General features: G+C 52.9%; 20 protein-coding genes and 1 pseudogene. 17 read left to right on the top strand and 4 right to left on the bottom strand.

Annotated elements, in window-relative coordinates:
* Positions 1 to 17: 17 nt before the first annotated feature.
* From AB1611_05115 to AB1611_05105, 3 genes are all read left to right on the top strand, one after another.
* Positions 18 to 599, top strand: coding sequence for a 3-hydroxyacyl-CoA dehydrogenase NAD-binding domain-containing protein (locus AB1611_05115; GenBank protein ID MEW6378969.1), 582 nt, complete (start codon positions 18 to 20; stop codon positions 597 to 599).
* A gap of 125 nt (positions 600 to 724) precedes the next feature.
* Positions 725 to 1,258 (top strand): hypothetical protein, encoded by a 534-nt coding sequence (locus AB1611_05110; GenBank protein MEW6378968.1) that lies wholly within the window; start codon positions 725 to 727, stop codon positions 1,256 to 1,258.
* A 190-nt stretch (positions 1,259 to 1,448) separates the two neighbouring features.
* Complete coding sequence (locus tag AB1611_05105; protein ID MEW6378967.1) at positions 1,449 to 2,351, top strand: diacylglycerol kinase family protein; 903 nt, start codon at positions 1,449 to 1,451, stop codon at positions 2,349 to 2,351.
* Between the two features lie 36 nt (positions 2,352 to 2,387).
* On the opposite strand, the gene AB1611_05100 is transcribed toward AB1611_05105, so the two are convergent.
* The 4 genes from AB1611_05100 to AB1611_05085 all read right to left on the bottom strand — a co-directional run bounded on the left by AB1611_05100 (position 2,388) and on the right by AB1611_05085 (position 7,132).
* Positions 2,388 to 4,391 carry a tetratricopeptide repeat protein gene (locus AB1611_05100; protein MEW6378966.1) on the bottom strand — a complete coding sequence of 668 codons (2,004 nt, stop codon included), beginning with the start codon at positions 4,389 to 4,391 and terminating at the stop codon, positions 2,388 to 2,390.
* Positions 4,388 to 5,380, bottom strand: coding sequence for a class I SAM-dependent methyltransferase (locus AB1611_05095; GenBank protein ID MEW6378965.1), 993 nt, complete (start codon positions 5,378 to 5,380; stop codon positions 4,388 to 4,390). The genes AB1611_05100 and AB1611_05095 overlap by 4 nt, the downstream gene beginning before the upstream one ends.
* A 169-nt stretch (positions 5,381 to 5,549) precedes the next feature.
* The gene (locus tag AB1611_05090; protein ID MEW6378964.1) at positions 5,550 to 6,044 is read right to left on the bottom strand and encodes a hypothetical protein; all 495 of its coding nucleotides are present in this window, start codon (positions 6,042 to 6,044) and stop codon (positions 5,550 to 5,552) included.
* A gap of 710 nt (positions 6,045 to 6,754) precedes the next feature.
* A complete protein-coding gene (locus AB1611_05085; protein MEW6378963.1) occupies positions 6,755 to 7,132 on the bottom strand; it encodes a hypothetical protein in 378 nt (125 codons plus the stop codon).
* Between the two features lie 95 nt (positions 7,133 to 7,227).
* Between AB1611_05085 and AB1611_05080 the strand changes: the two are divergent.
* The 14 genes and pseudogenes from AB1611_05080 (at position 7,228) to AB1611_05015 (ending at position 24,380) form a co-directional block, all read left to right on the top strand.
* Positions 7,228 to 7,356: pseudogene (locus AB1611_05080) on the top strand (IS110 family transposase).
* Positions 7,357 to 7,418: 62 nt separating this feature from the next.
* On the top strand, positions 7,419 to 7,688 hold the full coding sequence (locus tag AB1611_05075) for a hypothetical protein (GenBank protein MEW6378962.1): 270 nt from the start codon (positions 7,419 to 7,421) through the stop codon (positions 7,686 to 7,688).
* 24 nt (positions 7,689 to 7,712) lie between these two features.
* Positions 7,713 to 8,360, top strand: a complete 648-nt coding sequence (locus AB1611_05070; protein ID MEW6378961.1) for a MotA/TolQ/ExbB proton channel family protein — start codon at positions 7,713 to 7,715, stop codon at positions 8,358 to 8,360.
* 87 nt (positions 8,361 to 8,447) lie between these two features.
* Positions 8,448 to 8,960: a biopolymer transporter ExbD gene (locus AB1611_05065; protein MEW6378960.1), complete on the top strand. Its 513-nt coding sequence runs from the start codon at positions 8,448 to 8,450 to the stop codon at positions 8,958 to 8,960.
* Positions 8,961 to 8,980: 20 nt separating this feature from the next.
* Positions 8,981 to 9,469: a biopolymer transporter ExbD gene (locus tag AB1611_05060; GenBank protein MEW6378959.1), complete on the top strand. Its 489-nt coding sequence runs from the start codon at positions 8,981 to 8,983 to the stop codon at positions 9,467 to 9,469.
* Between the two features lie 12 nt (positions 9,470 to 9,481).
* On the top strand, positions 9,482 to 9,835 hold the full coding sequence (locus AB1611_05055) for a hypothetical protein (GenBank protein ID MEW6378958.1): 354 nt from the start codon (positions 9,482 to 9,484) through the stop codon (positions 9,833 to 9,835).
* Between the two features lie 8 nt (positions 9,836 to 9,843).
* A complete protein-coding gene (locus AB1611_05050) occupies positions 9,844 to 12,363 on the top strand; it encodes an AgmX/PglI C-terminal domain-containing protein (GenBank protein MEW6378957.1) in 2,520 nt (839 codons plus the stop codon).
* Between the two features lie 12 nt (positions 12,364 to 12,375).
* A complete protein-coding gene (locus tag AB1611_05045; GenBank protein ID MEW6378956.1) occupies positions 12,376 to 13,086 on the top strand; it encodes an outer membrane beta-barrel domain-containing protein in 711 nt (236 codons plus the stop codon).
* Positions 13,083 to 14,597 carry a hypothetical protein gene (locus AB1611_05040; GenBank protein MEW6378955.1) on the top strand — a complete coding sequence of 505 codons (1,515 nt, stop codon included), beginning with the start codon at positions 13,083 to 13,085 and terminating at the stop codon, positions 14,595 to 14,597. The genes AB1611_05045 and AB1611_05040 overlap by 4 nt, the downstream gene beginning before the upstream one ends.
* A gap of 14 nt (positions 14,598 to 14,611) precedes the next feature.
* Positions 14,612 to 18,040 carry a tetratricopeptide repeat protein gene (locus tag AB1611_05035; protein MEW6378954.1) on the top strand — a complete coding sequence of 1,143 codons (3,429 nt, stop codon included), beginning with the start codon at positions 14,612 to 14,614 and terminating at the stop codon, positions 18,038 to 18,040.
* On the top strand, positions 17,988 to 19,382 hold the full coding sequence (locus AB1611_05030; GenBank protein MEW6378953.1) for a hypothetical protein: 1,395 nt from the start codon (positions 17,988 to 17,990) through the stop codon (positions 19,380 to 19,382). Before AB1611_05035 ends, AB1611_05030 begins: the two co-directional genes overlap by 53 nt.
* Before the next feature lie 10 nt (positions 19,383 to 19,392).
* Positions 19,393 to 20,241 carry a thrombospondin type 3 repeat-containing protein gene (locus AB1611_05025; protein ID MEW6378952.1) on the top strand — a complete coding sequence of 283 codons (849 nt, stop codon included), beginning with the start codon at positions 19,393 to 19,395 and terminating at the stop codon, positions 20,239 to 20,241.
* Positions 20,231 to 21,964, top strand: a complete 1,734-nt coding sequence (locus AB1611_05020; protein MEW6378951.1) for a hypothetical protein — start codon at positions 20,231 to 20,233, stop codon at positions 21,962 to 21,964. The genes AB1611_05025 and AB1611_05020 overlap by 11 nt, the downstream gene beginning before the upstream one ends.
* Before the next feature lie 16 nt (positions 21,965 to 21,980).
* Positions 21,981 to 24,380 (top strand): hypothetical protein, encoded by a 2,400-nt coding sequence (locus tag AB1611_05015; GenBank protein MEW6378950.1) that lies wholly within the window; start codon positions 21,981 to 21,983, stop codon positions 24,378 to 24,380.
* Positions 24,381 to 24,599: the final 219 nt, after the last annotated feature.

The following is a 24,599-nucleotide window of genomic DNA, read 5'->3' as shown; positions in this document are numbered from 1 at the left end:
GGAGTTTAAATGTCCGTATGATTTTTCACCATAAGCACAGGGGAGAAGGAGGTACTTCCAGCATAAATCAGTTGGCCGTGCTGGGGGGCGGAATGATGGGGCGGGGAATAGCCATTGCCCTGGCCCAGGCTGATTTGCCGGTTATTTTATGGACCCGGCAGGAAGAGCGAAAGATCCAGCGGAAAATCGAGGCCACTTTGCAGCAGGATTTTCAGGCCCCTCCACTTGGTCAGGAGGAGAAGGAGCGGATCAACTGCAATATCTATATTACGAGCGAACTGAGTCTCATCGCCGAATCAGACCTGGTCATCGAGGCGGTTGTCGAGAGCTTAAGCATCAAGAAAAAGCTCTTTAACGTCTTAAGTCATTTGTGTACACCTTCTACCGTCCTGGCTGCCACTACTGCAACTCATGACATTGATGAAATAGCTTCAAAGACTTCCTATCCGGAGCGGGTAGTTGGAGTGCATTTTTTTAATCCGGCTTATCGAACACCCGTCATCGAGGTTGCCTGCGCAGGTCAGACTTCGGAGGAAGCCCTCTCCCTGATCAAGGAATTGGCCATGATCATGAAAAAAGAAGTGGTCAGGGTTCAGTAAGAAGGCTGGAAGCATAAAATTGTTTCAATCAGGAGTGGGCGGAAGCAAAAGTTTGCCGATAGAATAAGAAAGCCGGGAAAACCAGCAAACTAACCAGGGCTAAAATTTGCGGAAGGGGATAGAATATGAAGCCACCACTCTCTACGGAGCCCAGAGCTTTTATCAGTTGGAGCCTATGCTCGGAGGATGAACCGTTCATTCAGCTTATCGAGAAAATTGCCCGGGATTTTGGTTTCGAAACCCTCAGACCGGTCCAGATGGAAGAGGAAGAGGAACAAAAATCAGTGAAAGAGCAAATGATTGCCGGAAGCCGTTTAGCTGATTGCACACTGATTGCCACCACTCCATCCTACCTGAGCTGCCTGTGTAACGAGCGAAACATCGGGTGGAAAGAAGCTCTGGAGGCCCTCACCAGAGATTTCCATCCCATCCTGGCCTTCTTGTCCCCTGAGCTTCGCGCCGAAAGGGGAATCCATCCCATGATCCAGTCTATTACCTTAAACCTGGGGAATCCAGGCGAGATGCACATCCAATATCCCGTGCTTCAATACCTGTTTAATACGATGCAGCAGATGATTCAGCAGCGAAAAAGTCAGGGTGAATGTGAAGAATGCTCATTGGATATATGTGGCTCATCCTGGAAAAGGTATTGTCATTAAATCAGGAGTCAGAAGTCAGAAGTCAGAAGTCAGGATTCGGAGAGAGTCAGGAACCGGAGGCGGAAAAGCAGGGGGAAAAAGCAGGCGCTTTGGTTTTTGATTTCTGCATTCTTACTTCTTCCGTGGTATAATGCCGGAAGCGGGCACAAAGAGTTGCATTTTTTTCTCAAAGCTGATACGTTTCTTCACTATGTCAGAGCCATTCCGGCAATTCAAGATTATCATGAATCCCATTTCCGGTGCAGGCCGAGGGCTTGAAAAAGGCGCAAGCCTGGCCAGACTTCTCCGCCAGCAGGGGATAGAGGTGGAAGTCTATATCACCCGGCATTCTCAGGATGCGGAGCAGGAAGCACGGAAGGCTCAAATTCCTCTCATCGTGGTAGGCGGGGACGGGACGATCAATGAGGTCATAAATGGTCTGGCGGGCCGGGAAATCCCTCTGGCTGTCTTTCCCATGGGCACGGCCAATGTTCTGGCCAGAGAATTTCACCTGCCCCGAAAGCCAGCCGGTTTTCTTTCCCTGATCCGGTCGGGGAAAACCCGGCTGCTCGATAGCGGGCAGATCTGCCAGCAGCCAAACCGCCGGTTCCTGATGGTAGCCAGCCTCGGCCTGGATGCAGAGGTTACCCGGATTATGCGGCAGATACGGACCGGATCGATTCATGTTTCTTCCTACCTTGCCCCTTTGTGGAATGCTCTGAAGCATTATCACTACTCTCCCTTTACTCTTATGATCGATGATCGGGTGATCACCGCTCCGGTTACCACGGCGGTCATAGGCAATGTCCGAAACTACGGAGGGTTTTTTTCCATCACCCACCAGGCCATGCCTGATGACGGCCTGCTCGATATCTGCACTTTTCCCGGAGGCACCAGGCGGGATTACTTTCGCTACCTGCTGGGAGCTGTCCTGCACCGGCCTTCGATCTTTTCGGATGCAGCCTATTACCGAGGAAAAAAGATCGAGGTCATCCAGGCCGCCAGCCCGATTCCCGTCGAGCTGGACGGTGACTTTTTCGGCTATACCCCATTTACCTGCACCCTGATCCCGCACAGCGTCCCTTTACTCCTGCCGGATGAAAGGGGCCGATAATGCCGGATGGAGAGCACCTGCCGGTTTACCGTCAATTCACTCCGAGAGACCGAGAGAAAGCAGTATGGATCGCACGGCCTGTGCCTGGCTGTTATCGGGATCAAGTGCCAGGACCTGCCGGTAGTGCTCCACTGCCTGCTGATAGTCCTGCTGACGATAGTAGAGGCCGGCAAGGTTCAGGTGGATATCCGCCGGATTGAGGAGCGATAATTCATCTGCTGTTGCCAGCCGGAGTGACTGCTGATAACTTTCGATGGCAGAAGAGATGTCTCCCAGCCGCTCCCTGGCTATCCCCAGGTAAAAGAAGGCTCGCGGATTATCGGGATCGGCCTTGGCTGCCCGGAGGTAGCACTCTTCCGCCTTCCGGTACCCTTGCCGGGTGCCGGTATCGAAATACAGGGTGCCGAGGGAGAGGTAGGCCAAAGCAAAGTCCGGATCCTGCCTGATGACCGAGGCAAAGGTTTTTTCTGCGGCTTTGCGCTGACCGGATTTCAGATAGGCAACCGCCAGGTTATACTCGATCCGGGAAGCGTATCTTCGCTCGTCGTTCCGCCTGCGGGCTTCCCGGAAGAAGGGGATGGCTTCCCTGATTTTCCCTCCCTCGATCAGGACATTGCCCATCCCCAGGTGAGCCAGGGCAAAATCAGGTTTGATGGCAAGGGCCTGCTGCAAGAGCCGCAGCGCCTGGTCCAGGTACTGCTTCTTGAGGACAGGATATCGCTCTTTTTGCGCCCTGACCAGAAGGGCGTTGGCCAGACCGGCGGCTGCGTGGTAGTTGTCGGGGTTTTGCGCCAGGGCATCTTCCCACAGGGTCTGGTCGTCGCGCCAGACCCGGTTTCTGGCCAGAGTCAGTGAGCCGTAGACCATGACCACCCCTCCGGCCACAAGAATTTGAATCCATCGGAGGAATTTCCCTCCCTCTCCTTGCGATACCCGTTGGCCGAGGGACTGAATCAGAAGACCTGCAGCCAGGCAATAGCCCAGGGAGGGCAGGTACAGGTACCGGTCAGCCATCTGGGTACTGGTGGGGATAAGGTTTGCCATTGGCAGGAGGGTAATCAGAAACCAGCAGCCGGGAAAGGCCAGTTCCCTCTTGTATCTCCACAGCCGGATCAGCCCTGCCAGAAGGAGCAGGACAAGCGCCCAGGAAAAAATAAGGGAAGGAGTGAGAAGGTCGGACGGCCTTTCGATCAGGAACACATAGCGGTTGGATAAGCCAACGGGAAGGAGCAGCTTGCCCAGATAGAGAATCAGGATTTTCCCGGTCAGGAGAAGGGAACTGAGGGGGCTGTGTCCCACATACTGCTTGATCCCGGAATCGACATATTGCGCCCAACAGGTGGCTGCGGCTGCAAGCCCGGCCAGGAGGAAAAAGGGGATGACATTTCGCCATCGCCCGGCGGGCTCCCCTTCCTGAAAGCACAGCTCATACAGCACCAGAACCAGGGGAAGTGTGACAGCTATCGGTTTGGTGAGAAGTGCCAGGGAAAAGAGCCCCAGAGAAAGGCCGTACCAGGGCCAGCCAGCTTTTTTCCGGAACCGGATATATCCATGCAGGCTGAGGAGGAAGAAAAAGGCGGACAGAACATCTTTGCGCTGCGAGAGCCAGACCACGGACTCCACATGGATGGTATGCACCGCGAAAATGGCTGCTGCAGCAAGGGCTGCAGGAAAACTTTCCGGGTAGCATTCCAGGATCAGAAAGAAGATCAGGACGCTGTTGAGAATATGAAGCAGGATATTGATCAGCCGGTAGCCGTGCGGATGAAAACCAAAGAGGTGATAGTCCACCTGATAGGAAAGAACATGGATGGGAGCGTAGTTTTTGAAATAAGGGCGGCTGAAGAGTGCCTCGATGGTGGATACGGAAAGAGTGCGGATATAAGGATTCTCCGAAATATACACCTGATCGTCCCAGTTGAGCAGAGAGTTATTGAGAGAATTGGCAAAGCACAAGCCCCCCAGGATTACCGGAAGCAGGATGGCCAGCCGGAGCTGTCTCCAGGAGATACATGCTGATGGTGAGGAGAATGGTTTCATATGACTGTCTCTCTCCGGGTAGAGGGTTTTTGGGCCTGTACGTCAATGACTCCCCCCTGGCCGAGGAAAGAAAAGAGGCCGCACAGCCAGATCAGCAGGGGCATGGAGAGAAGGGAAATTTCCATCTGGACCAGCCGGGAGAAAAATGAGATATGATTGTCCGGCAAGGTTCGGTGAACCATCCGGTAAAAACTGTCTCTGGGAAACCCGATGACATTAAGGATACTTTGAAGCAGCCCGAAAGGCCCCTGCTCCAGGGAAAATGTGTGGCACCGGACGATATGAAAACCGCTGGAGGTGAGAAGAGCGTTCAGGGCAGAAGGGTTATACTGATAGAGATGCCGGGGCAGGTCCAGATGGAACCAGTTGCTGCCGGACAGCCTGGCCTGCAGGCTTTCGATATTCGGCACGCACAGGAGCAGTATCCCGCCGGGAGCGAGAATCCGGAATATCTCGCCGAGAACTTCCCGCGGGTTGGGCAGATGCTCCAGGACATGCCACACCAGAACAAGATCGAAGAACCGATCAGGAAAATGGCAATCCAGGAGCCCGTGAGTGAAAATGTGAACTCCGGGCAAAGAGGCGGCTGCGCGGGCCGAAAAGGGAGACAGCTCGGTACCGTAGCACTCGTACCCATACTGCTGAAGAATTTTCAACGATTGCCCCCGTCCGCAGCCGATGTCCAGAGCTCTTTTCCCGGCAGGGTTGAGGCGTGCGGCCTTTCCCATCCGCAGGCGGCAAAAGAGCTGGACAAGAATTTCCAGGTATTCGTGGAACTTCTCATTCTGTATTCCATAATACTGCGGAGGGTAAAAATCCAGTATCCGGGCAGGGGGGGGCAGGGGATCGATCCACCAGAGATTGCAGTGCGGACATCTGACCAGATCAGATGCCGGGCAGCCGAAAGAATCACCGCGGGCGATTGTTCTAGCCTCGACAGAGCCGCAGAGAGTGCAGGTGGCCGGTTTGGTAAGGTGACGTTTTCTCATGAGGTTCTCCATTGCTTTCCCTGCTCGCACATGAAGAAGAGGGTCCATGCGAATTTTTTATCCAATTTCTCTATCCTTTAACGGCTTTTTGCAGGCCGGAGAACAAAAAACCCACAACAAATTTTGTTGTGGGTTTTTTTGACCATGAAAAATGCCAGCACGACGATAATCAGGTTACAATGGGTGTGGCCGCCACACTTGCCGTTGGTGCAACGGTTGGCGTTGAGGGCACACTCAGGCTTTGCGGATTGAACAGAGAGGGGAAGAGGGCATTGTACATACCGGCAATTCCCAGCAGTGGAGCTATCTGCAGGAACGGAATCTGATAGGTCAGGCCGGTACCTGTCTCGACAGGAAAATACATGTTCTGGAGACCGAAAGGACTGTAGGCACTGCCGTAGAGACCGCCATACAGTCCATAGAGACCGCCATACAGTCCATAAAGGCCGCCGTACAGGCCATAGAGACCGCCGTACAGGCCGTACATTCCATAGAGGCCATACAGTCCATACAGGCCATACAGGCCGCCGTAGTAGCCGCCATAGAGTCCGCCGTACAGGCCGCCGTAGTAGCCGTAATAAGCCTCACTTCTATTTGCCGTCATAAAGCTTAATGCGATCATCATGGTAAAGATCAGGCCGACTTTCAAAAACCATCTTTTCATCTCTTATACCTCCTCATTGCTAAACATTTTAACCCTGACTTTTGAGAAAAACGGCTCTTTACCGGGGCATACAATCCGGCTCTTTGGCCCCGGATAGCAAAACATAATGTTTTTCCGGCTATCACCTCCCTGGAGTATATGGCCTTGAGAATATATGGCCTTCCTTGGTTTAAGTCTCTTTCATTAGCAGATCAGCAGGTCAGACTGGGTCCAATTCGAGGGGTTTTTCAGATGTTCTCGCGAGAAACCATATAGTTATGGACTTAGGATGAAGAAGAGAATTTTTGTCTTAAAGGATTACCTGCCTCCTTGAAACCGGGTGAATATGATGGAGCCAAATTACCATAAAAATAGTAACTCATAGGGAATCTTTAGCAATACCTGTGCCATAGTGAAAATTTTAGTGTAAAAGAGTATTCCGTTTCGGTATATTGATATCTATTTGAATAGTCAAGAGATTTCGACAATCACAGGAGAGGAGGACTCTGTTTCTATGTTCTGGCAACGTTCTTTGAGGGAGCCCTTGATTTGCAAAATCTTTCATATCATGCAGAAAATAGGGTCTTAAGGTTATCCTTTTGAAGGAGTTGATGTTTGTGAAAAAGTTTTCACATCCGTGTCTGGGGTCAGGTCTTGAATTATCAGTTTATAATGATATTTATCACCCATGACACCTGGTTATACTTGTTTGATTTGTTTTATAATCTTACTTATAGGGGTGTAGTGAGGCCAAGATAAGCACCAATCTCGGATAGAGTATAGCCGTAGTGCACATGGACGCTCAGGATAGCCTTGTCCCTTTCACCTCTGGCCTTAACCTTAGAGTGCCTTTCTGAGATGTCCTGGTGTTTCGCTTCACTCAACAACTGCTCCAGGGACGGTCTGAAAGCAAGCCGTTCCCGAATGGGGATTTCCTCCAAGGCGGACTTGTCTTTCAGAGCTGGCTCGATCTTCTCGATAAAGTCTTGATCTCCAAGAATAGACCGTGCCTTAAAGCTCTCCTCTGACTTCCAGGGGGGCAGGTGCTGCAATTCCTTCAGGGACAAACTGCCGGTAAAGCTGCTGTGCCTGGTGCCGGTTTGCGGCAAATCGGGACAATATCCAATCCACGGTTAAAAAAGGCGGCTTTTCACTCAAGCCTGCTGTTGCCCGGTAACTGCTCCAGGCATATTCTGGCGGCCCTTTGACAATTATGACCGAGATGGGAGATATCAAGCGTTTTGCCAAAGTGGGCGATTACTCTTCTTATTGCCGGTGTGTCCGTACCGAGAGACTCTCCAATGGGAAGAGCAAAGGGATAAGGAAACAGTAAAAATGGGTGCCCCCATTACAAAATTGCAATCCCAATTACAGGGATAGTCCTGCCCACTGACAATGTTGAAAGCCGGCCTCGATGAAAAGAACCAAACTCCCATTCTTCCCTGCCTGATCATCTCTTCCAGTCTCCTCACAACCCGGCTTGCAATGAGCCCCGGCGCAGGCATCGGCCCGGCGATTGCCCTTCCGGAAATTCTGCTGGTACAAAATATGCCCATTGTAATAACCTGGAAGAAGTTTTCCTTTTCCGGGGAGTTCCTGATTACCATGAAAACCGGGACTCCCGTGACCACCAAGACCACAGTAAGGATCATGGCTTTAGGGTAAATAAACCATCAGGGGAGGATAAATATGTTTGATTTGTTACAAAAAGGCGGCATGTTTATGTATTTCATCCTCGCAGTATCGGTCCTGGCTTTGGCCCTCTTTTGCGAACGCGCCAGTTTTCTGTTCATCCAATTGAAATTAAACCACGACAGCGTCCTCCAGAAAATAATTTTCCTGCTCGAAAAGATGAATTACCACGGTGCGATCGAGGAGTGTAGCCGGATTGAAAAGCATCCTCTTGGCCGGATATTAAAGGCCGGTCTTCTGAAATCGGATAAAAAGGATAAAGAGATCGAGCGGGCTTTGGAAGAGAATATCATGCGGGAGATCCCCCGTATTAAAACAAGAATTAACTATCTGGCCCTGTTTGCCAATATCTCGACGCTCCTTGGACTTCTTGGAACTATCCAGGGTCTCATCATAGCCTTTCAGGGTGTCAGCACCGCCAGTGCAGCCATGAAACAGGAGATATTAGCCAACGGTATTTCCATTGCCATGCTGACCACCGCTTTTGGTCTGATTGTGGCCATACCCTGTCTCATAGCCTATTACATCCTCAATAACCGGGGAAACTACCTCGTCGATCAATTTGAGGAAAAAGCCTACCGTCTCTTTAATGTCCTGTGTTCCCTCAAGAAGGACAAGGAAGCTGTATCCACGAGTTGTAACTGAACCCATGAACCGGACTGATATCGATCATCCACATGGATCGATATCGTCACGGTGACTGATCACCACCTGAATTCAGAGGAGCACGCCATGTCTGGATTGGGAAAGCAGAGATCAGAGACTGTAGAAGAGGTGGAAATCGACCTCGTTCCTATCATGAATACCTTCCTGGTGCTCGTTCCTTTCCTCCTCCTGTCCGCGGCCTTCTATCAGTTGAAAGCCATAGACACTTCGGTGCCTGTTCTTGCTGAGACCGGCAAAGCCAGCCGCCAGGAACTGGAAAAAGCGATCAGGGTAACGGCCGTCATGGAGATCAAAGGAGATGAGATACACCTTTCGGCTATCTCCGATTCACTCGGCAGTGAAGAGTTAAGCAGGTGGGACGCTCACCTGGCGAAAGGGCAAAGGAGCACGTATCCACTGAATCAGGTAGTTACGCACCTGCAAAAGCTCAAGGGAAGTTACCCGTCGAGTGATACGCTCATAATAATCCCGGAGGAAAGCATTCTGTACGATACGATCATCCAGGCTATGGATGCAGCCCGCTTTTGTGAGGATAAGGCCCTCTTTCCCCGGGTAGTGCTCTCAGGAAAAGTAAGCTAGGATAAGGAGGGAGATGGTCAATGGCCCTTGGTAAACGAAGAAGACAGAATCGGGATTCCGGGATCCCGAAATTACAGATAACCTCGATGATGGATATGTTTACCATCATTCTCATCTTTCTGCTCAGCTCTTACTCGAATAAGCCGCAAGTCATTCAGCTTGAGAAAGATCTCAGACTGCCGGAGTCAGCAGCCCAGGGCGATTACCAGGATAACATCAAACTGGTTCTCTCACAGTCAAACCTGCGGCTCGAAGATAAAATCGTTGCCACGCTCCGGAATGGTGAAATTATCGGGCTTGATCCGGAAAAGCTGAAAGAGTCGGGCCTTTATCGTCAGCTCACCTCACACCGGGAAATCCTGGATAAATCGAAGCCGGATACAGAAGCCCCTGAGCATATCATCTTTCTCTGTGACAAGCGGGTTCCCTTCAAGACCATAAATCAGGTGATCAAGACAGCGGCTGTGGCTGGATACCCGAATTTTCAGTTTGCCGTTCTGAATAAATAGGAGATCTTCACCGTGAGTAACTCTCTGAAATATTTCATCGGTGTGCTCATCCTCTGGTATATTCTCCAGATGCCGCCGGCGAGCTTCCTGTCCCCCGCTTTCAGGTTCACTCCAGGGAGTGCCCTGGCCCAGGGCAGCAGCCAGCCCCAGGCTCAGCCCCAGGAGGGTGAAAAAAAGCTGCTCAGCCGGATCGACTTTGGAAATTCCTACATTCTTGGACAATCCATAAAATCCGGGGCGGTGTATCTGTTGCAGCGCAAGAAGAATGAAATCAAGAGCATGCTCTCGGTCCGAAAGGAGTTCCGGAAGGAAATACTGGAAGATTTTCCTCTCCAGGACCGTGACATGACTAAAAAGAGTGGGTGAAGCTCGGCATGAAGACCATGACTGCTGTTTCAGTACCTGAAAATCCTTCTCTCCCTCTCTCTGTTTTGGAAAAGGGAGAGGCTGAGACCGGCGCAGCGGATGGCGCGGTTATTCAATTTTTTATTTTCCACAAGGAAAAATATCTCGGCTGGGATTGCTTTCAGCAAGACAAGGTTGCCATAGGCCGCAGAAGCGATGCGGACCTTGTCCTCAATGACCAATCGATCGCCGATATTCACGCCATTGTTCATGTGAAGGGCGACCAGCTTATCGTCTCGGATGAAAGCTCCGGCAGGGGAGTCCGGGTAAATGGCAAGCCAATAGCCATATGCATGCTCGGCCCCTTCGATTTTGTGACCATAGGGCCATATACGCTCAAGGCAAAAGTAAAGAGTATTGTCAGCAGGTCCCAGGACCTTGAGGCAGCAGAGATAGCGGTAGCGGGGATATATGAAGCCATTTCATCTCTGAATGCCACGCTTGAAACCCTCCCCCAGGAGGAGTGTGAGGACAGGGATAAGGTTAAGGAGAGGGTTGAAGGGTCGGCCTCCCAACCTGCCCCCGAAGTTACTCATGAGACTGCCGGGCAATCAGCCCCTGCCCTGCCTGATCCGTCGCCGAGTGATCCGCCCGATCCCCTGAGCACTGTGGCCGAGGCGCTGAGCGTAACAGCCGAACTGCTGTGCACACAGCCCGATCCTCTGGGCGTACCTGAGCAGCCAGAGCCTCCCCTTCCTGCATCGATCTCCGCGCCGGTTTTGGCTCCCGATACGAGCCTGGCAGATGATCGCTTTGATGAGGATAAGGATGAGGATGAGGATGAGGACGAAGACGAAGATGACGGTGACGACAGCGAAGCTGGCTTTTCTCTCCGGCAGATACTGACAGAGGCCGGGCAGGGATCGGTCAATCGGGCGGGAGGTGAGCTTCTCCTTGAAGTTATCAAGCTTCGGCAGGATGAAGTAATCGATGTGCGTCTTCTCTCGCGGGGTGAAAGGTATGACCTTCCCGGATATTATGCCGGGTCTGACCGGTTTTGTCTGGCTGAAAATCCGGCGGAAGATGCGGAAAACAAGCATGTCGAAAGCTTCTCCTTCTTCTTCACCGATCAGTTTCAGGGCAGGCTCATGTATGAAGATACTGTCAAAGAGCTCACCAGCCTGTGCAGGCCTGAAAACCTCTGCTCGTATCCGCACATGGAGCGGATCTACCGCTCGAAGCTCCCCCTGCAGGGCACCCTCTATCTCAGCGACGGCTGCTACGAATATATCGTCCGGGCCACTGAACCGGGAGAAAGTCCGCAGGTTGCGATTCATCGGGACAAAGAGCGGCGCTTCCCGAAAAATCTCCTTCAATCCCTGCTCGTTCATGGACTTTTACTCATTTTGGGAGGAGTGGTATTTTCGCTGCCGGAGCAATCTCACTCGCCCGTTCCGGAAAAGCCGCGCTTTGCTCAGGTGGATACCCGGCAATTGACCGAGATGAGCAATACGAGCGTTCCCCAAAAGGCAGCCAGACCGGAACCCCAAAAGAGCCGGCAGCCGAAAAAGACCCAGCCGCTTGAAACCCAAAAACCGGTGCCGCAGGAGAAAACCGCTTCTCTTGAGGTGAAGCGCACGGCAAAAGAAGCCTCCACCCGCTCCGTTGCTAAAAACCCTTCTTCCCGGACTGGCCGTCCTCACGTGGTCAGCTCGCTTCAGAGGGAATCATCCGGGGCCGGGCCTGCCAATGGCCTGTCACCCGATGCGGGGGGAGGCAGCGGCAAAGCCGGGGGGAATATTGTAAACCGCAACATCAAGCAGGCAGGGCTCCTCAGCGTGCTCGGCACCAAAGATGGAGTTGATCCGGGACCTCAGTCAGGAGCCAAACAGGTGCTGGCCGCAGTGACGAACCTCGACATTGTCTCTTCCCCCACAAGCAGTGAAGGGAATTTCAAGGTTGGCGGCATCGTCGGGAAGCTGGATACTTCGGGGATCGAAGTGCCTTCCGGCGGCGTAGTCACTACCCGGGGATCTGCCCAGGTTTTACGCAGTGCCGGTGTTGCCGGAAAGGGGAGTGTGGCCGCCTATGGAAGAGGCAAGGGCGGGGGAATCGGCCTGGCAGGGAATGCGGAGGCAGCAGGGCAGGACGAGCCGGATCAGGTCGGCGCTCTGGAGACAGGCCAGACCGGGCAGAAGCAGGTCATGGCCATGGTCAAGGCAGAGCTGAGCAAGAAGGTGAGCGTCCAGGGAGGAGGCATGAGCCGCGAGGCGGTCAAGAAAGTGATTGACCAGCACCTTGCCGAGATCACCAATTGCTACGAAACCGCCCTGATCTCGAATCCCTCGCTTATGGGAAAGATTGTCTTTGAATGGAAAATCCTGCTCTCCGGCAGAGTGGGAGAGATCCGGACCAGCTTTTCTTCCGTTCAATCGGATTCGATCCATGAATGTATGAAGGAGAAAATCAAATCCTGGCAGTTTCCCCAACCCCAGGGTGCAGAAGTGGTTGTTTCCTATCCCTTTATTTTCGATATCGTAGGTTTTTAAGGAGATGAGTGCATGAAACGATGGATCGTTTTATTATTCCTCCTGCTGCTGCTTTTCCCTGGTCCACGGGAGGGGTTTGGAGAGGATCCGGCAGATAAGGAGCAGGTGTATGCCATTCAGAACAGGGTATTCCACTACTGCCATGAAATCGGCGCAAGCTGTGGCTATTTTCCCGATGATGATTTCTATCATCTTTATCCTCTGGGGCTCCATTATACCTACCACATCAATGAACATCTGGGCTGGGAGGTAGCCAGGGGATACCTGATGCTCAACCGGGAAAAGGAGCTGCGCAAAGACCTTGAGAAGAAATTCGGGGTTGCACCCACGGAATTCAGGGAAACCAAGTATATGGTTCATACCCACCTGGTGGTGAAGCCCTTCTATGGGAAGGATGCGGTCTGGAATCGCCGGATACTGAACCACGAGGGCTACCTTTTCCTCGGCGGAGGGATGGTCAGTTATGAAAACAAGCCCGCGGCAGTGATAGAAAACGTCCTTTCGGTGAGCTTTGGAATCGGCATGAAATACTTTATCCGCAAGCACCTGTGCCTGAATCTCGAAATCCGTGATCTGGTCAATTTCAGGGAAGATAAAAGGGAAAACCGGCTTGGCTTTGGTCTTGGCCTGGGATTCCGGTTTAACCTGTCTCCGAGAAAAACGGAGAGGGACGAAACCGTCAAGGTCTTACAGAACTATCTGCGGGAAGATGGAAAACCATGAAGCGTATAATCGGATATGCACTGATATTGTTGTGGATCATGGTAATCTCCTCCGGCAGGGCTTTGGCATCAGAGAACCCTGGGGAAGGTGAAAAGGATCAAAAGCCCCCTGTTGTCCAGCAGGATGCTGATGCCGCCATTCCAATGAAGGATCCAAATTCTTTTGCCCGGGGATATGCGCTTTTTGAGAAAAAGAATTATGCTGCTGCAGCTCCCCGGCTGTTCCATTTCCTGAGTATGAACTCACCGGACGTGGTTGACTATGAATGGGCGCAGTTCTTCTTCGGCATCTGCCTGAAGAAGTGCGGCCTGTCCCATGCGGCAGTCGATGAGCTGGTGAATCTTATCGTCAGAAAACCGAATCCCAGGATCGTTTCCTACTGCCTTGAGCTCTTCGAGGAAATAACCCGCACCATCCCCTTTGACCGCGAGCTTATTATCAACACGGTTGTCTGTGATCAGGAATATGGTGCGCTGGAAGAGGAGATGGCTGATTTTATCAATTATTATCAGGGGATGTTCGACTGGGAGCGTGGATTCTTCCAGTGGGGGGATAATCACTTTCACCGGATTACTCCAAAGAGCTATTACTATTACCGCTATCTTTTTCAAAAAGCCATGCTGAGGATTTATCAGGATAAGATCGATGAGGCTATGGCCATAGCTCAGGATATTCTGGAATCTCCCGGTACGGCGGATGATCTGAAAAGCGAGGCGGCCACCACCCTGGCCCGCCTGCTCTATGAAAAGGGAGAGCATGCTGAGGCTGAGCGCATCTATCAGAAGAATCCGAAACCGGTTCTCGAACAGGCCCAGACGCTCTTCGAGCGGGCCTGGAACCACTACCGCCTCGGAAATTCGGAAAAGGCAATGGGGCTTTTATATGCCTTTGAAGCCCCCGGCTTCCGGGATTATTTTACCCCTGAACACTATATCCTGAAATCTCTCATCTACAAAGAGGTGTGCCATTATCAGAAGGCCCTGGCTGTAGTCAGGGAATTTAAGGCTCACTACGGCCATTCCCTGGAAACGATTTACGCCAGGGGAGAGGCAGCCGATGACCCCGGATTGCTCCTGCTCCTTCTGAGCAAAAAAAAGATCAACCAGACCTGGAGATTCCTGAAGCTCCTGGAGCAGGAAAAGGAAAAGATCGCCCTCTTTCCCGATAAGCCTCTGTGCGGGTTCCTGGATAAGCTGTATACCCTTGAAATCGAGAAAATGACCAGAGTATTGAGAACCCAGATCAAGGAAGAGTATGAGAAAATGGCCAACGAAATCCTGAAGTTCGAGGAAGAGGCCAACCTCATGGAATATGAGATCGGGCTCGATATGTACCAGCGGGTATATCAGTATCACTACCGGGAGGATGCTGCTTCGGCCCAAAAGCCAACAGGAAGGATAGCCATCTATCCCTTCCAGGGAGAATTCTGGAACGATGAGCTGGATGATTACACGGTAACTTTGCCCAACAAATGCAACTGCCTCGAAGAGTGGGATATCTTCTTCAAATGATGGGATATTTTCCAATGACAACAAAACATCTCACCTGCAAAGCTATTATTAGTATCCTGGGGCTTGTTTTTCTGGCTGCACCGGCTTATGGCAGCGGCCAGGCTGAAAAGCCGGAGAGCTACGCCTACGAAAAAAAGGACACCTGCGGGGAAGAAAAGAAATTTATCCTCAAGCTCAGGGAAGATAAAAAGAAATGTGACCTGGCCATACAAAATACCAGGGTCCTGATTGACCGGTCGAGGAACAAACCCTATCTTCCCGAACTCTACCTTCGCCTGGCTGAGCTGTACATCGAAAAATCCCGCATTATCTATTTTCTCCGCAAGGCTGAGAGCCCGAAAGGCTCCTCATCGGTCAAATCGCTGGAGCATTTTGAATCGAACACCCTGAAGAATCAGGCTATCGAAATCTATCACCGCATCATCAACAACTTCCCCGATTTCGGGGAGCTTGACAAGGTGCATTTCTTTCTGGCTCATGAATACCGGGAGCTTGGTCAGATCGAGGACATGGTCGGCCAGTACCGGGCCATTATCAGCAAATACAAGGACAGCCCGTATGCAGCGGAAGCCTATCTGCTGCTGGGGGACCATTTTTTCAACCTGTCGGACCTCGATATGGCCCAAAGGCACTACGAGGAGGTGTTAACCTATCCTCAAAGCTCAGCCGCAGCTCTTGCCCGGTATAAGCTGGGCTGGTGTTACATCAACAGGGTGGACTTCCAGAAGGCCATCAAGCTCTTCGAGGAGTCGGTCACCAGCCTCAGCGATACCAGCGAGCTGGATATCGACACCTACAAAAGGGTGGATGTGAGAACCGAGGCCCTGACCGATATGGCCTATTGCTATTGCGAGTGTTACAAAGAGAGCAGCCCGCAGGATGCGATAGCCTACTTTGAAAAATATGCCTGGTCACGGCCCGTCTATACTCTGGCTCTGGAAAAACTGGCCTATCGCTACCTGATCAAGAACAAGTGGTCTCATGCCGCGGCCATTTACCGCAAACTGGCGACCTTGCGCTATGATGTCGAAAAGCTTCTGGAATACAGCCGCAGAATCTTCGAATGTGTCCAGTCCCTGGAGCGCTTCGAGGATGCGGATCAGGATGTGGCCATTATGGTCGGGGCACTCAAGGCACAGAAATACTCGGTCCATATCTCTGAAGAAGAGAAAAAGAAAAATCTGGCTGACTTCGAACTTTATGCCAGAGACATTATTACTCACCTCCACCAGAAAGCCAGAGAGAAAAAATCGAAAGAGGATTTTATCCGGGCCGCGGACTCGTACAAGGCTTACCTTGAATTTTTTGACACAAGCCCTGTGTATCGTGAGATGGAAGCGAATTACGCCGAGGCGCTGTTTTCAGCCCAAAGATACCTTGAGGCCGGGAAGCAATACGAAAAATGCGCCCTGGCTATACCACAAAAAAACCGGCAGCGGGAAGAGGGCCTCTACAGCGCGGTGCTCTCGTATTATCGCGCTCTGAAACAGAAAGACAGCCTCACCTATTATGAGATTGCCTCAGCCAGAGGAGGGCTCACGGCCTGCGGCCAGGTCTATGCCAGTGATTTTCCCGGATCGCACCGGGTTTCGAATGTGCTCTTTAACGTGGCCTGGATCACCTATGATCAGGGAAAATATGACCAAGCCATTGCCGAATTTTCCCGGTTTATCGATCGCTGCCCCACGGGGGAAGAGGCCAGGGCTGCGGTCCATCTTATTCTCGATGCCTATAACCTGAAAGAGGATTATGCAGGTCTGGTCAAATACGGCCAAAAGGTGCTCAAAGATCGGAATATCCAGGATGAGGAATTGAAGACCGAGGTCAGCGGGATCGTACAGGCCGCGGAATCCAAGATCATCAATTCTCTCACCGTGTCCGCGGTCAATGACTGGGACAAGGGCAAGGGAGGTCTTTCCCGGATAGCCGATCAGCAGAAAGGTGCCTCGATGGGAGAATATGCCCTGTATGCCCTGCTGCTTCCCAGCAAGGAGAAGGGAGATCTTGAGACCCTCTTTAATGCAGGCTCTGAATTGATCGTCCACTATCCCTCGTCAGCGAAAATTAAAGACACCTTAAGCCTTCTGATCGATTCCTCGCTGCGGATCAGCCAGTTCAGGCTCCTGGCTCAATATCTCGAAGAGTTCAGCGTGCGGCTTCCGAAAGAAAGCAGCAGCACCGATTTCCTGTATCAGGCAGCCCGGATCCGGGAGAGCCTTGGGCAATACGATCTTGCCAATAAGGACTATCAGATGGTTCTCGACCGGGGAGGAAAGAGCGCCGGTGCCAGGGAGGAAATCTTCATGGCCATGGCCGACAATGCGGAGAAAAAAGGGAGCGGAGACGCGGCACTGAAGGTGCTCCAGACCTGCCGGGACCAGGCATCCCCCCTGGGGCAACTGAAAGCCGATGCCCGCATGGCCGATCTCCATGCCCAGGCAGGTGAATTCGATACGGCACGTGCCCTGGCCGCACAAGCCAGAAAAGCCTGCAAGCCCGATCTGGCCGGGAAGGACAGGGATGTGCGCACCCGGATGGCCGCAATGGAATATAACCTTCTTGAAAAGACTTTTCAGGACTATATGGGCCTTCAGCTCTCCGGGAGTATCGATACCAGCCTGGTGGCTGCCAAGGCAAAGCTCCTCGAGAACCTGGAGAAGGGCTACGCCGCCGTCATCCAATATCAGTCTCCTGAATGGGCTCTTTCCGCCTGCTACCGTTCGTATGAGATCTACCGGGAATTCGAACGCTTTCTCCAGGAATCTCCCCTGCCTGATTTATCCCCTGAAGAGAAAGAGCAGTACCGCGAGCTTTTGAACCAGAAGGCTCAAGGATATGGCAATAAGGCGGATGAATATCGCCGGGCCTGTGTCGAGAAAGCACATTCCTGGGAAGTGTGCGATCCGAAGCTGGCACCCTGCTTCCTCGATTCAGCAGGACGGCAATCAAGGAACGCCGGTTTTTCAAAGGCACGGCCCCTGGTTGAAATAACCTCCCAATGGTCAAAGGATGAGACCTTACGGGGGATCCATCAAAAGCTGATGCAGGATCCGGGCGATCCCACCGCTCTTTTGACTCTTGCCGAGACCTACCGGGAAAAGGGAGATGTCAGGCTCTCGATCCTCATAGCCCAAAAAGCCCTCGGCGAGGCTAAAGCTTTTGATAAGGCAGTGCAGGCCAGGATATACAATGCCCTTGGTGTAGCCTATCTCGCCATTGGCGAGGACAGTCTGGCAAAAGATGCTTTTACCAAAGCCCTGGCTCTCGATGCTCACCATATCGGCGCACGGGTCAATCTTGCCGGACTTTATCAGTATTATGGCCATATCGACAAGGCCAGAGACCTTTACCAGGCCCTTCCGAATCAGGCAAGGGTTGAGGAGACCAAAGATGCAATCCATCCACAGGCACGGGAATCTTACTATGCTTACCTTCGGGGGTAGGAGATGCGGGTACCTGGAACTGGTGATATCGCTGTTAGCGCTCCTTCTGATTATCTATACAAATATCCTCGGATGTGGAGGAGGCGGGGGAGGCAGTAACAATACCGGCAGCCAATCCCGGAATGTCGTGGCCAGCCGGTGGGAAAATGTCCCGCTCGCCCGGATCGAGGCTGGAGGGATGCTCAGTCCGCGGGTCAAGGCGGCAAGGGATGCACAAGGCACCGTGCACCTTGCGTATTTTCAGGACGATGATAATACCGCTGCCGCTTATCAGATTCAGTACCTGGTCCTAGACAACCCGACCGGCACTCTCCGAACCCTTTCCTCCAGCCCTGAACCGGAACCTGTCACGAGCATCGATAACTGTGCGGCCCTCTCCCTGGCCCTTGGCCAGGATAACCTGCCGGTGATCTCCTACCGGGGAGGAACGGTCCGGGAATGCGGCAGGGAGCAGCAGTCCGATGCCATGCTGAGCCTTAAGGCTGCGGGCGGATGGGGAGAATATACCGGGGCTGTCGGGATTGTCGAGCGAAATCCCGTGTTCCAGGATGGGCTGGCGGGAACCGAGGTCTCGGTGGCGGTTGATTCGGAAGGGGCCATCCACCTCGCCTATCAGTTCTTTTATGAAGGCTGCGATGCCATGAATTACCGCTACCCCGATCTTTGCTACGTGAAAAAGGACCGCTCGGCGCTTTCTGCAGCGGCTCTTGAGGAGACGGTCGAGGGGAATCACTATGATGATGGCAGCAATGTGCAAAACAGTGTGGGCTACCATTGTGTAATTACCCTGGATAGCGGGGACAATCCGGTCATTTTTTACTATGCCGAGCTTCCCGGCAATACCAGAGGCCTTCGGGTGGCCCGCAGACAGCAGGGGATATGGGAAAAGGAATGGATCGAGGAAGGCTGCGTGGTTGGCTCGATAAGCGGCGCCCGGTGTGATGCTGGAGGATTCCTGGGCGTAGCCTATTACGTCGAGGAGTATGGCGACGGGAGGGCCGACCATCATTGCCTGCGGTATGCGGAAGAAGAGGCTTCATCCTGGCGGATTCAGATGGTGGATGATACCTCCTGGTGCGGGGATTATTGCAGTCTGGCCTACGATGCCGCAGGATCTGCCGCCATTGCCTACTATGAGCTGAAAAGCCATAGCGGATATGCCGCGAACAACCTGAGGTTCGCTCAACTTCAGGAAGGCGCATGGAAGAGGGAGACCGTGGCCTCGAGCGGAGATATCGGCCTCTATAACAGCTTATGGTTTGACGGGCGGAACAGGCCCGTCATTTGTTCCTACTCCGGGACGGAACGAACGATTTATCTCTTCCATCCCGCGCAAGTGTGAGGTGATAGGTATGTACAAGCACCCTGTTTCCCATCCATTCACCCGTATGCTCTTCGTGGTTCTCTTCACTGCCCTTGTCATGGCTGCCGGGAGGAGTATTCCGGTTCAGGCCCAGGATTTTAATCCCAATGACTGGTTTGACGAATGCCCCGACGATCTGTGCGGCGCACCTCCATCCGGCGGTGCCGGAGGAGGCGGGGGAGGCGGCGGCCCGATCGTGGTCAATTACGACCTCGGCCCGCTTTTCTCGCTCCAGGAGGATTACGATGCCGACGGGGTGGTCGATACCAGGGACAATTGCCCCTACACCCCGAACGACCAGAGCCGGAACGCCGATGGCGACGACCACGGGGATGCCTGCGATAATTGCCCTGGTATGGCCAATAACGATCAGCTCGATACCGACGGGGACGGGATTGGGGATGCCTGTGATGGAGATATCGATGGAGACGGCATCGTGAACCAGAGTGATAATTGCCCCGCTATTGGTAATCCTCTCCAGGCGGATTATGACCATGATGAGCGCGGGGACATCTGCGATGAGGATGATGACGATGACGGGGTTCCGGATACGGTTGACAATTGCAGCAGGGTCTATAACCCGGAGCAGGAAAACAGCGATTTTTTCATGATTGGGGATACGGCCGGCGATGTCTGCGATGAGGACCTGGACAATGACGGCTTTTTGGAGGGTGATGGACCCGACAGAGATCTTTGTCCCAACTGCCGTACCTCCGAGAACACGGATTTTGATGAGGACGGCATCGGCGATGCCTGTGATAACTGCCCCAGACATGCCAATCCTGACCAGACGGACAGGGACCGGGATGGGAAAGGAGATGCCTGCGATGTACGGTAACGGTAATGGCAAACAACCGGATGGAAGGATCAGCAAAGATCGCAGGGAAAGGAAACCACAGAGACACAGAGACACAGAGGGGACTCAGGAGTTACCGGGAAGCATGGTATTTTCCCTCTTTGTCTGCCTCATCCTTTCTGTTGCCCTGGGGTGCGGGGGCGGGCCTGATCTTGAGAGGATCCAGTCCCTGCCCAAGGTAACGCTTGAGGGAATGTTTGTTACCGAAAGCCCTGATGAGATCCGCTTTCCGGTCAAGGTCCTGTTTGCCATTGACTGCTCCTTGAGCATGGGGGATACGGTCAACGGCCAACTGGTGGGGTCTGATCCGCACTTTCTGCGGATCGAGGCGGTGCGGACCTTTGTCGATACCTATAACAGCAACGAGAACACCTCCTTTGAGATCATGCTCTGGAATAACGATGTCTTCGAGCGGACAAGGACCACCGATGGCCGGGGAGGGTTTACCAAAGATCCTGACGAGATCAACCGGGTCCTGAACCGGGTGGCCAACGATACCATGACCGATTATCTGGGAACCCTGGAGGCCATATATGCCGATATCGAGCGGGACATCAACCGGGTGAAGGCACAGGAGGAACAGAACCTTATCCGCACCAAGTACATTGTCGTCTTTCTGAGTGACGGCATGTCCAACGTCCAGGGCGGCAGGCAGTCCGATACGGATATCTGGAACCGGGTCAATGAAATGCGCGAGATGGCTGCCCAGATGGGAGTCGGGTCCTTTAATTTCCATACCTTTCTCCTGCTTGGCAATTTTCCGCCGACGGCAGATGGACAACTGGCCCGGCAGATGGCGGAAACGACCCTGGAAGGGATGGCTGACCGGGGGGAGGGGCAGTTTCGTCTGTTCGAAAACGCTGAAGCTATCGATTTTATCAATATTGTCGATATGCGCCTGACGGTCGAGTACAAGATCAAATACCTGGTTGCCTTCAACTATAATGTCAGGCCGGGGCTAGAGCTGGTGTATGCCGACAGCGACGCCGACGGCCTCACCGATGAGGAGGAAGCGGCTCGCGGCACCGATCCGGGCAGCCGGGACACTGACGCCGACGGGCTCAGCGATTTCTTCGAGGTCAAATCAAGCTCCCCCGGTCATGAGCTCAATCCCCGGCTGCCGGACAGCCCCTGCGATCAGATGCCCGATGGCATCTGGCCGGATTCCGATAACGATGGGTTGACGGACTGCGAGGAATATGTCAAGGGCACCAACCGGCATGTTGCGGATTCGGATGCAGATGGCATCCCAGATGGCCTTGAATTTCCCATGGGCACAAATCCTCTCGAAGACCAATCCACCGCTGATTGCGATTTTGACGGCGTAGCGGATTACCAGGAGGTCCAGCGGCATACCAATGTCACCTCGAATGATCCCAGGATACGGGAGCGATACAGCTATCAGTACGATGTCAGGGACCAGGGGTTAGTGCCCCTGTCGCAGGGATCATCCCTGCCCTCCTATGTACGGCAGTACCATTTCACGATTTCGAATATCGACCTCATGGACACCCTGGGGTGTACCACGGAGAACGGCGTTGCCTTGCGTCCGGGAGATAACCTTATCCGCTTCTACATTGCCGAGGTGCCGGAAGATAATCCATCCATCACGCCGATCTTCCGGATGGCCGAGGTGGTCGTAAATATCAACGAACCCAATAAACATATTATCCTTACCCCACAGGATTTTGTCCTGCTTCAGTAACAAGGGGGGCTTCATCATGAAATGCACCGATCGAACAATGGCCTTATCCCTTTTCATCCCCATAGCGGCAGTATGGCTCTGCTCCTGCGGCAGCAAGTCTCCCGCGAAACAGGAAAACACGGTCCGGGAACTGGCTTTGCGGCAGCAGGTGTCCGGGACCATCTCGAAGCCCGGAGAGGTTGACTGGTATCACTTCCGGGCGGTTGAAGCCAACAGCATCCTCCAGGTTAATTGTGCATCCAACACCTATCGCTCCGATGAAGAGCTTCTGGTAACCGTTTACCGGCAGGATGCAGATGGCAGCAGAGTGAGGCTCATGGCTGACCATGCACCCGAGGGCAGTTATCTGCCAGCCCGGATTTCCCTGAATATCGCTATCCATGCCCCGCAGGATATTTATATTTCCGTGCGGGACCTCATGGATGATGAATCATCGAATAATCCCTATTACCTCACCCTCGATTTTGCCAGGGGTCCGGAAGGAAATGAAAATTTCGCCCAGGCCCTTGTGCTCATTGTCGATGACCCGGAGAGCTGCCGGAGTGACAGTATCAGCTCTATCGGTGATATCGACTGCTTCCGGTTTACAGCCCCAACAGACGGCGTCTATGACATCCTGGTTGACTTTACCCCCTTCTCCGGCGGAACACAAGTGCAGCTTGCACTCGAGCTCTACGACAGTCAGGGCGTGCTGGCTGAATCCTTCTCCTCCCTGCCGGCTCAGGGACAGGGGAATGGCTGCCATCTTCTCCCGTATCTTGCTGCCGGAGATTATTATGTGCTGATCGAAGATTACGGACGGGATGACTTCGATCAGGCTTCACCCTATGATATCTGCGTGGCCTCCTGTGAGGCTGATGAGCAGGATACCAACGATGCGAGAGCGAGCGCCTCCTCCATGGAATATGATGCCGCAACCCGCACCTTCACTGCAGAAGGCTCCCTCGATTACCTGGGGGATCAGGACTGGTACCTCATCTGCCTTGACGATATCATTGCTTCGGGCTGCAAAGTTCTGGCAATAAGCTTCGATGATCAGGGGCAGGGCCTGAGCTTCACCTATCAGCTCTCCCTGGAGGATGCAGGCGGAGCAGCCCTGCTTTCCCATAGCTATACCGGCGGATCGACAACCTGTCAAAACCAGATCAAGGCCGGAGCAGGGGACCATTACCTTGTGGTTCAGGCTGCCCAGGGAAAGATCATCACCCGATCGGCCCCGTACCGCGTCCTGATCGAGGTCCTGGACGTGAGCGATCCTGCCGAAGATGCAGTGAAGGTTATCGATCCCGATACCGGTGAGACCGCTATCGGAAACAATACCATCGATACCGCCGATATTCTCGTTTCGGACAGCCTCACTCCGGCTAAAATCGCCTTTCGGGGAGACGAGGACTGGTATCGGATGGGGATAACAGATACCAGCAGCCCCAGGGTGCTTGAGGTATTCCTGGACACCAATTCCCAGGCTTCCCCGGTGGACTACTCCCTCAGCCTTATGCGTGACGAGGTGATCAGGAGGGCCTTTGATAATAATGGTGAGCCTGGTCCCGGTGAGCTCAAGATGAGTGTTCTTGTTCCGGCACAGGAAACCTTGAGCCCGCTCTCCTATTTCTTCAGGGTCTGTGATTACCAGGGGGATAATGGCGATGGGCTGAATCCCTACCGGATTCAGGCCAATATCCGGGATATTCCGCAGGCTCTGCCGCCCGATCCTGCCATTGATCAGAATGCGGTCGTCTATTATACCGAAATCATGGAGCTTGCGGATGAATCCGCCGCTTCGATTAAGCTCGAACATACTTCTCTGATAAAAAAAGATTACCGGGTCAATACCAGAATTCTCGATTTCCATGATCCCAACCGGCTGAATGATCCAAATCATCCAGAGGAAATGAGTTCGAAGAAAATCACCATTGCGCGCAGCAATGACCAGGCGACCATCTCTTTCCCCTGGATTGCGGGATATATCGATTTTCAGGGCGATCAGGACTGGTTCCAGATCGACCTTACCCCCCTGGAGGATGGGAACCAGCCTGCTCCAACCAAATGGTACTATGACATCATCATCGATTTCCATACCGGTGCTCCGGGTTCTGATGTGGAATACGTCTGGAAACTTTACCGGGACTGGAATCAGAACAGGATACTGGTCGATCGCCCACGGGATTCAGACGGATTTATGGCCAGTGCCGGAGATGTTGACACTGCTGTCAGCCCCTTCGAGGTTACGATACCGAAAGAAGGGACAAATCAAAAATTCTGGGTTGGAGATGCCTGGAAAGGTAAATTTTACCTGAGCATCAGTGACTTTAACTATGTCAACTCAGCTCATCCCGATGACGACTGGGGATATACCGGCGCTCCCTGTTATTTGCGGGTAACCCTGAAATACCATCCAGGGCAGTCGTACCCATAGAGAGGTACAGTCCGTATCCATATGAGGGTAAGGGATGCAATTCTATCTGCTGGAATAGGAGAGCATAAGGAGCAGGGAGTGAACGGTTCCGGATGCAATGCCGATGCAGCCGGGGCTGTTCACTCACTCTCCACAAGGTAAAAAAACTTAAAGGTTGCTCGAAATAATCCGCTTTAATACGCAAATATAGAGTTAATACTATGTACTTTTTACGTATTT

The organism is bacterium (genome assembly GCA_040755755.1).
Lineage (GTDB): Bacteria > SZUA-182 > SZUA-182 > DTGQ01 > DTGQ01 > DTGQ01.
Note: the sequence above shows the minus strand (reverse complement) of the source record. Positions and strands in the feature narration are given on the sequence as shown.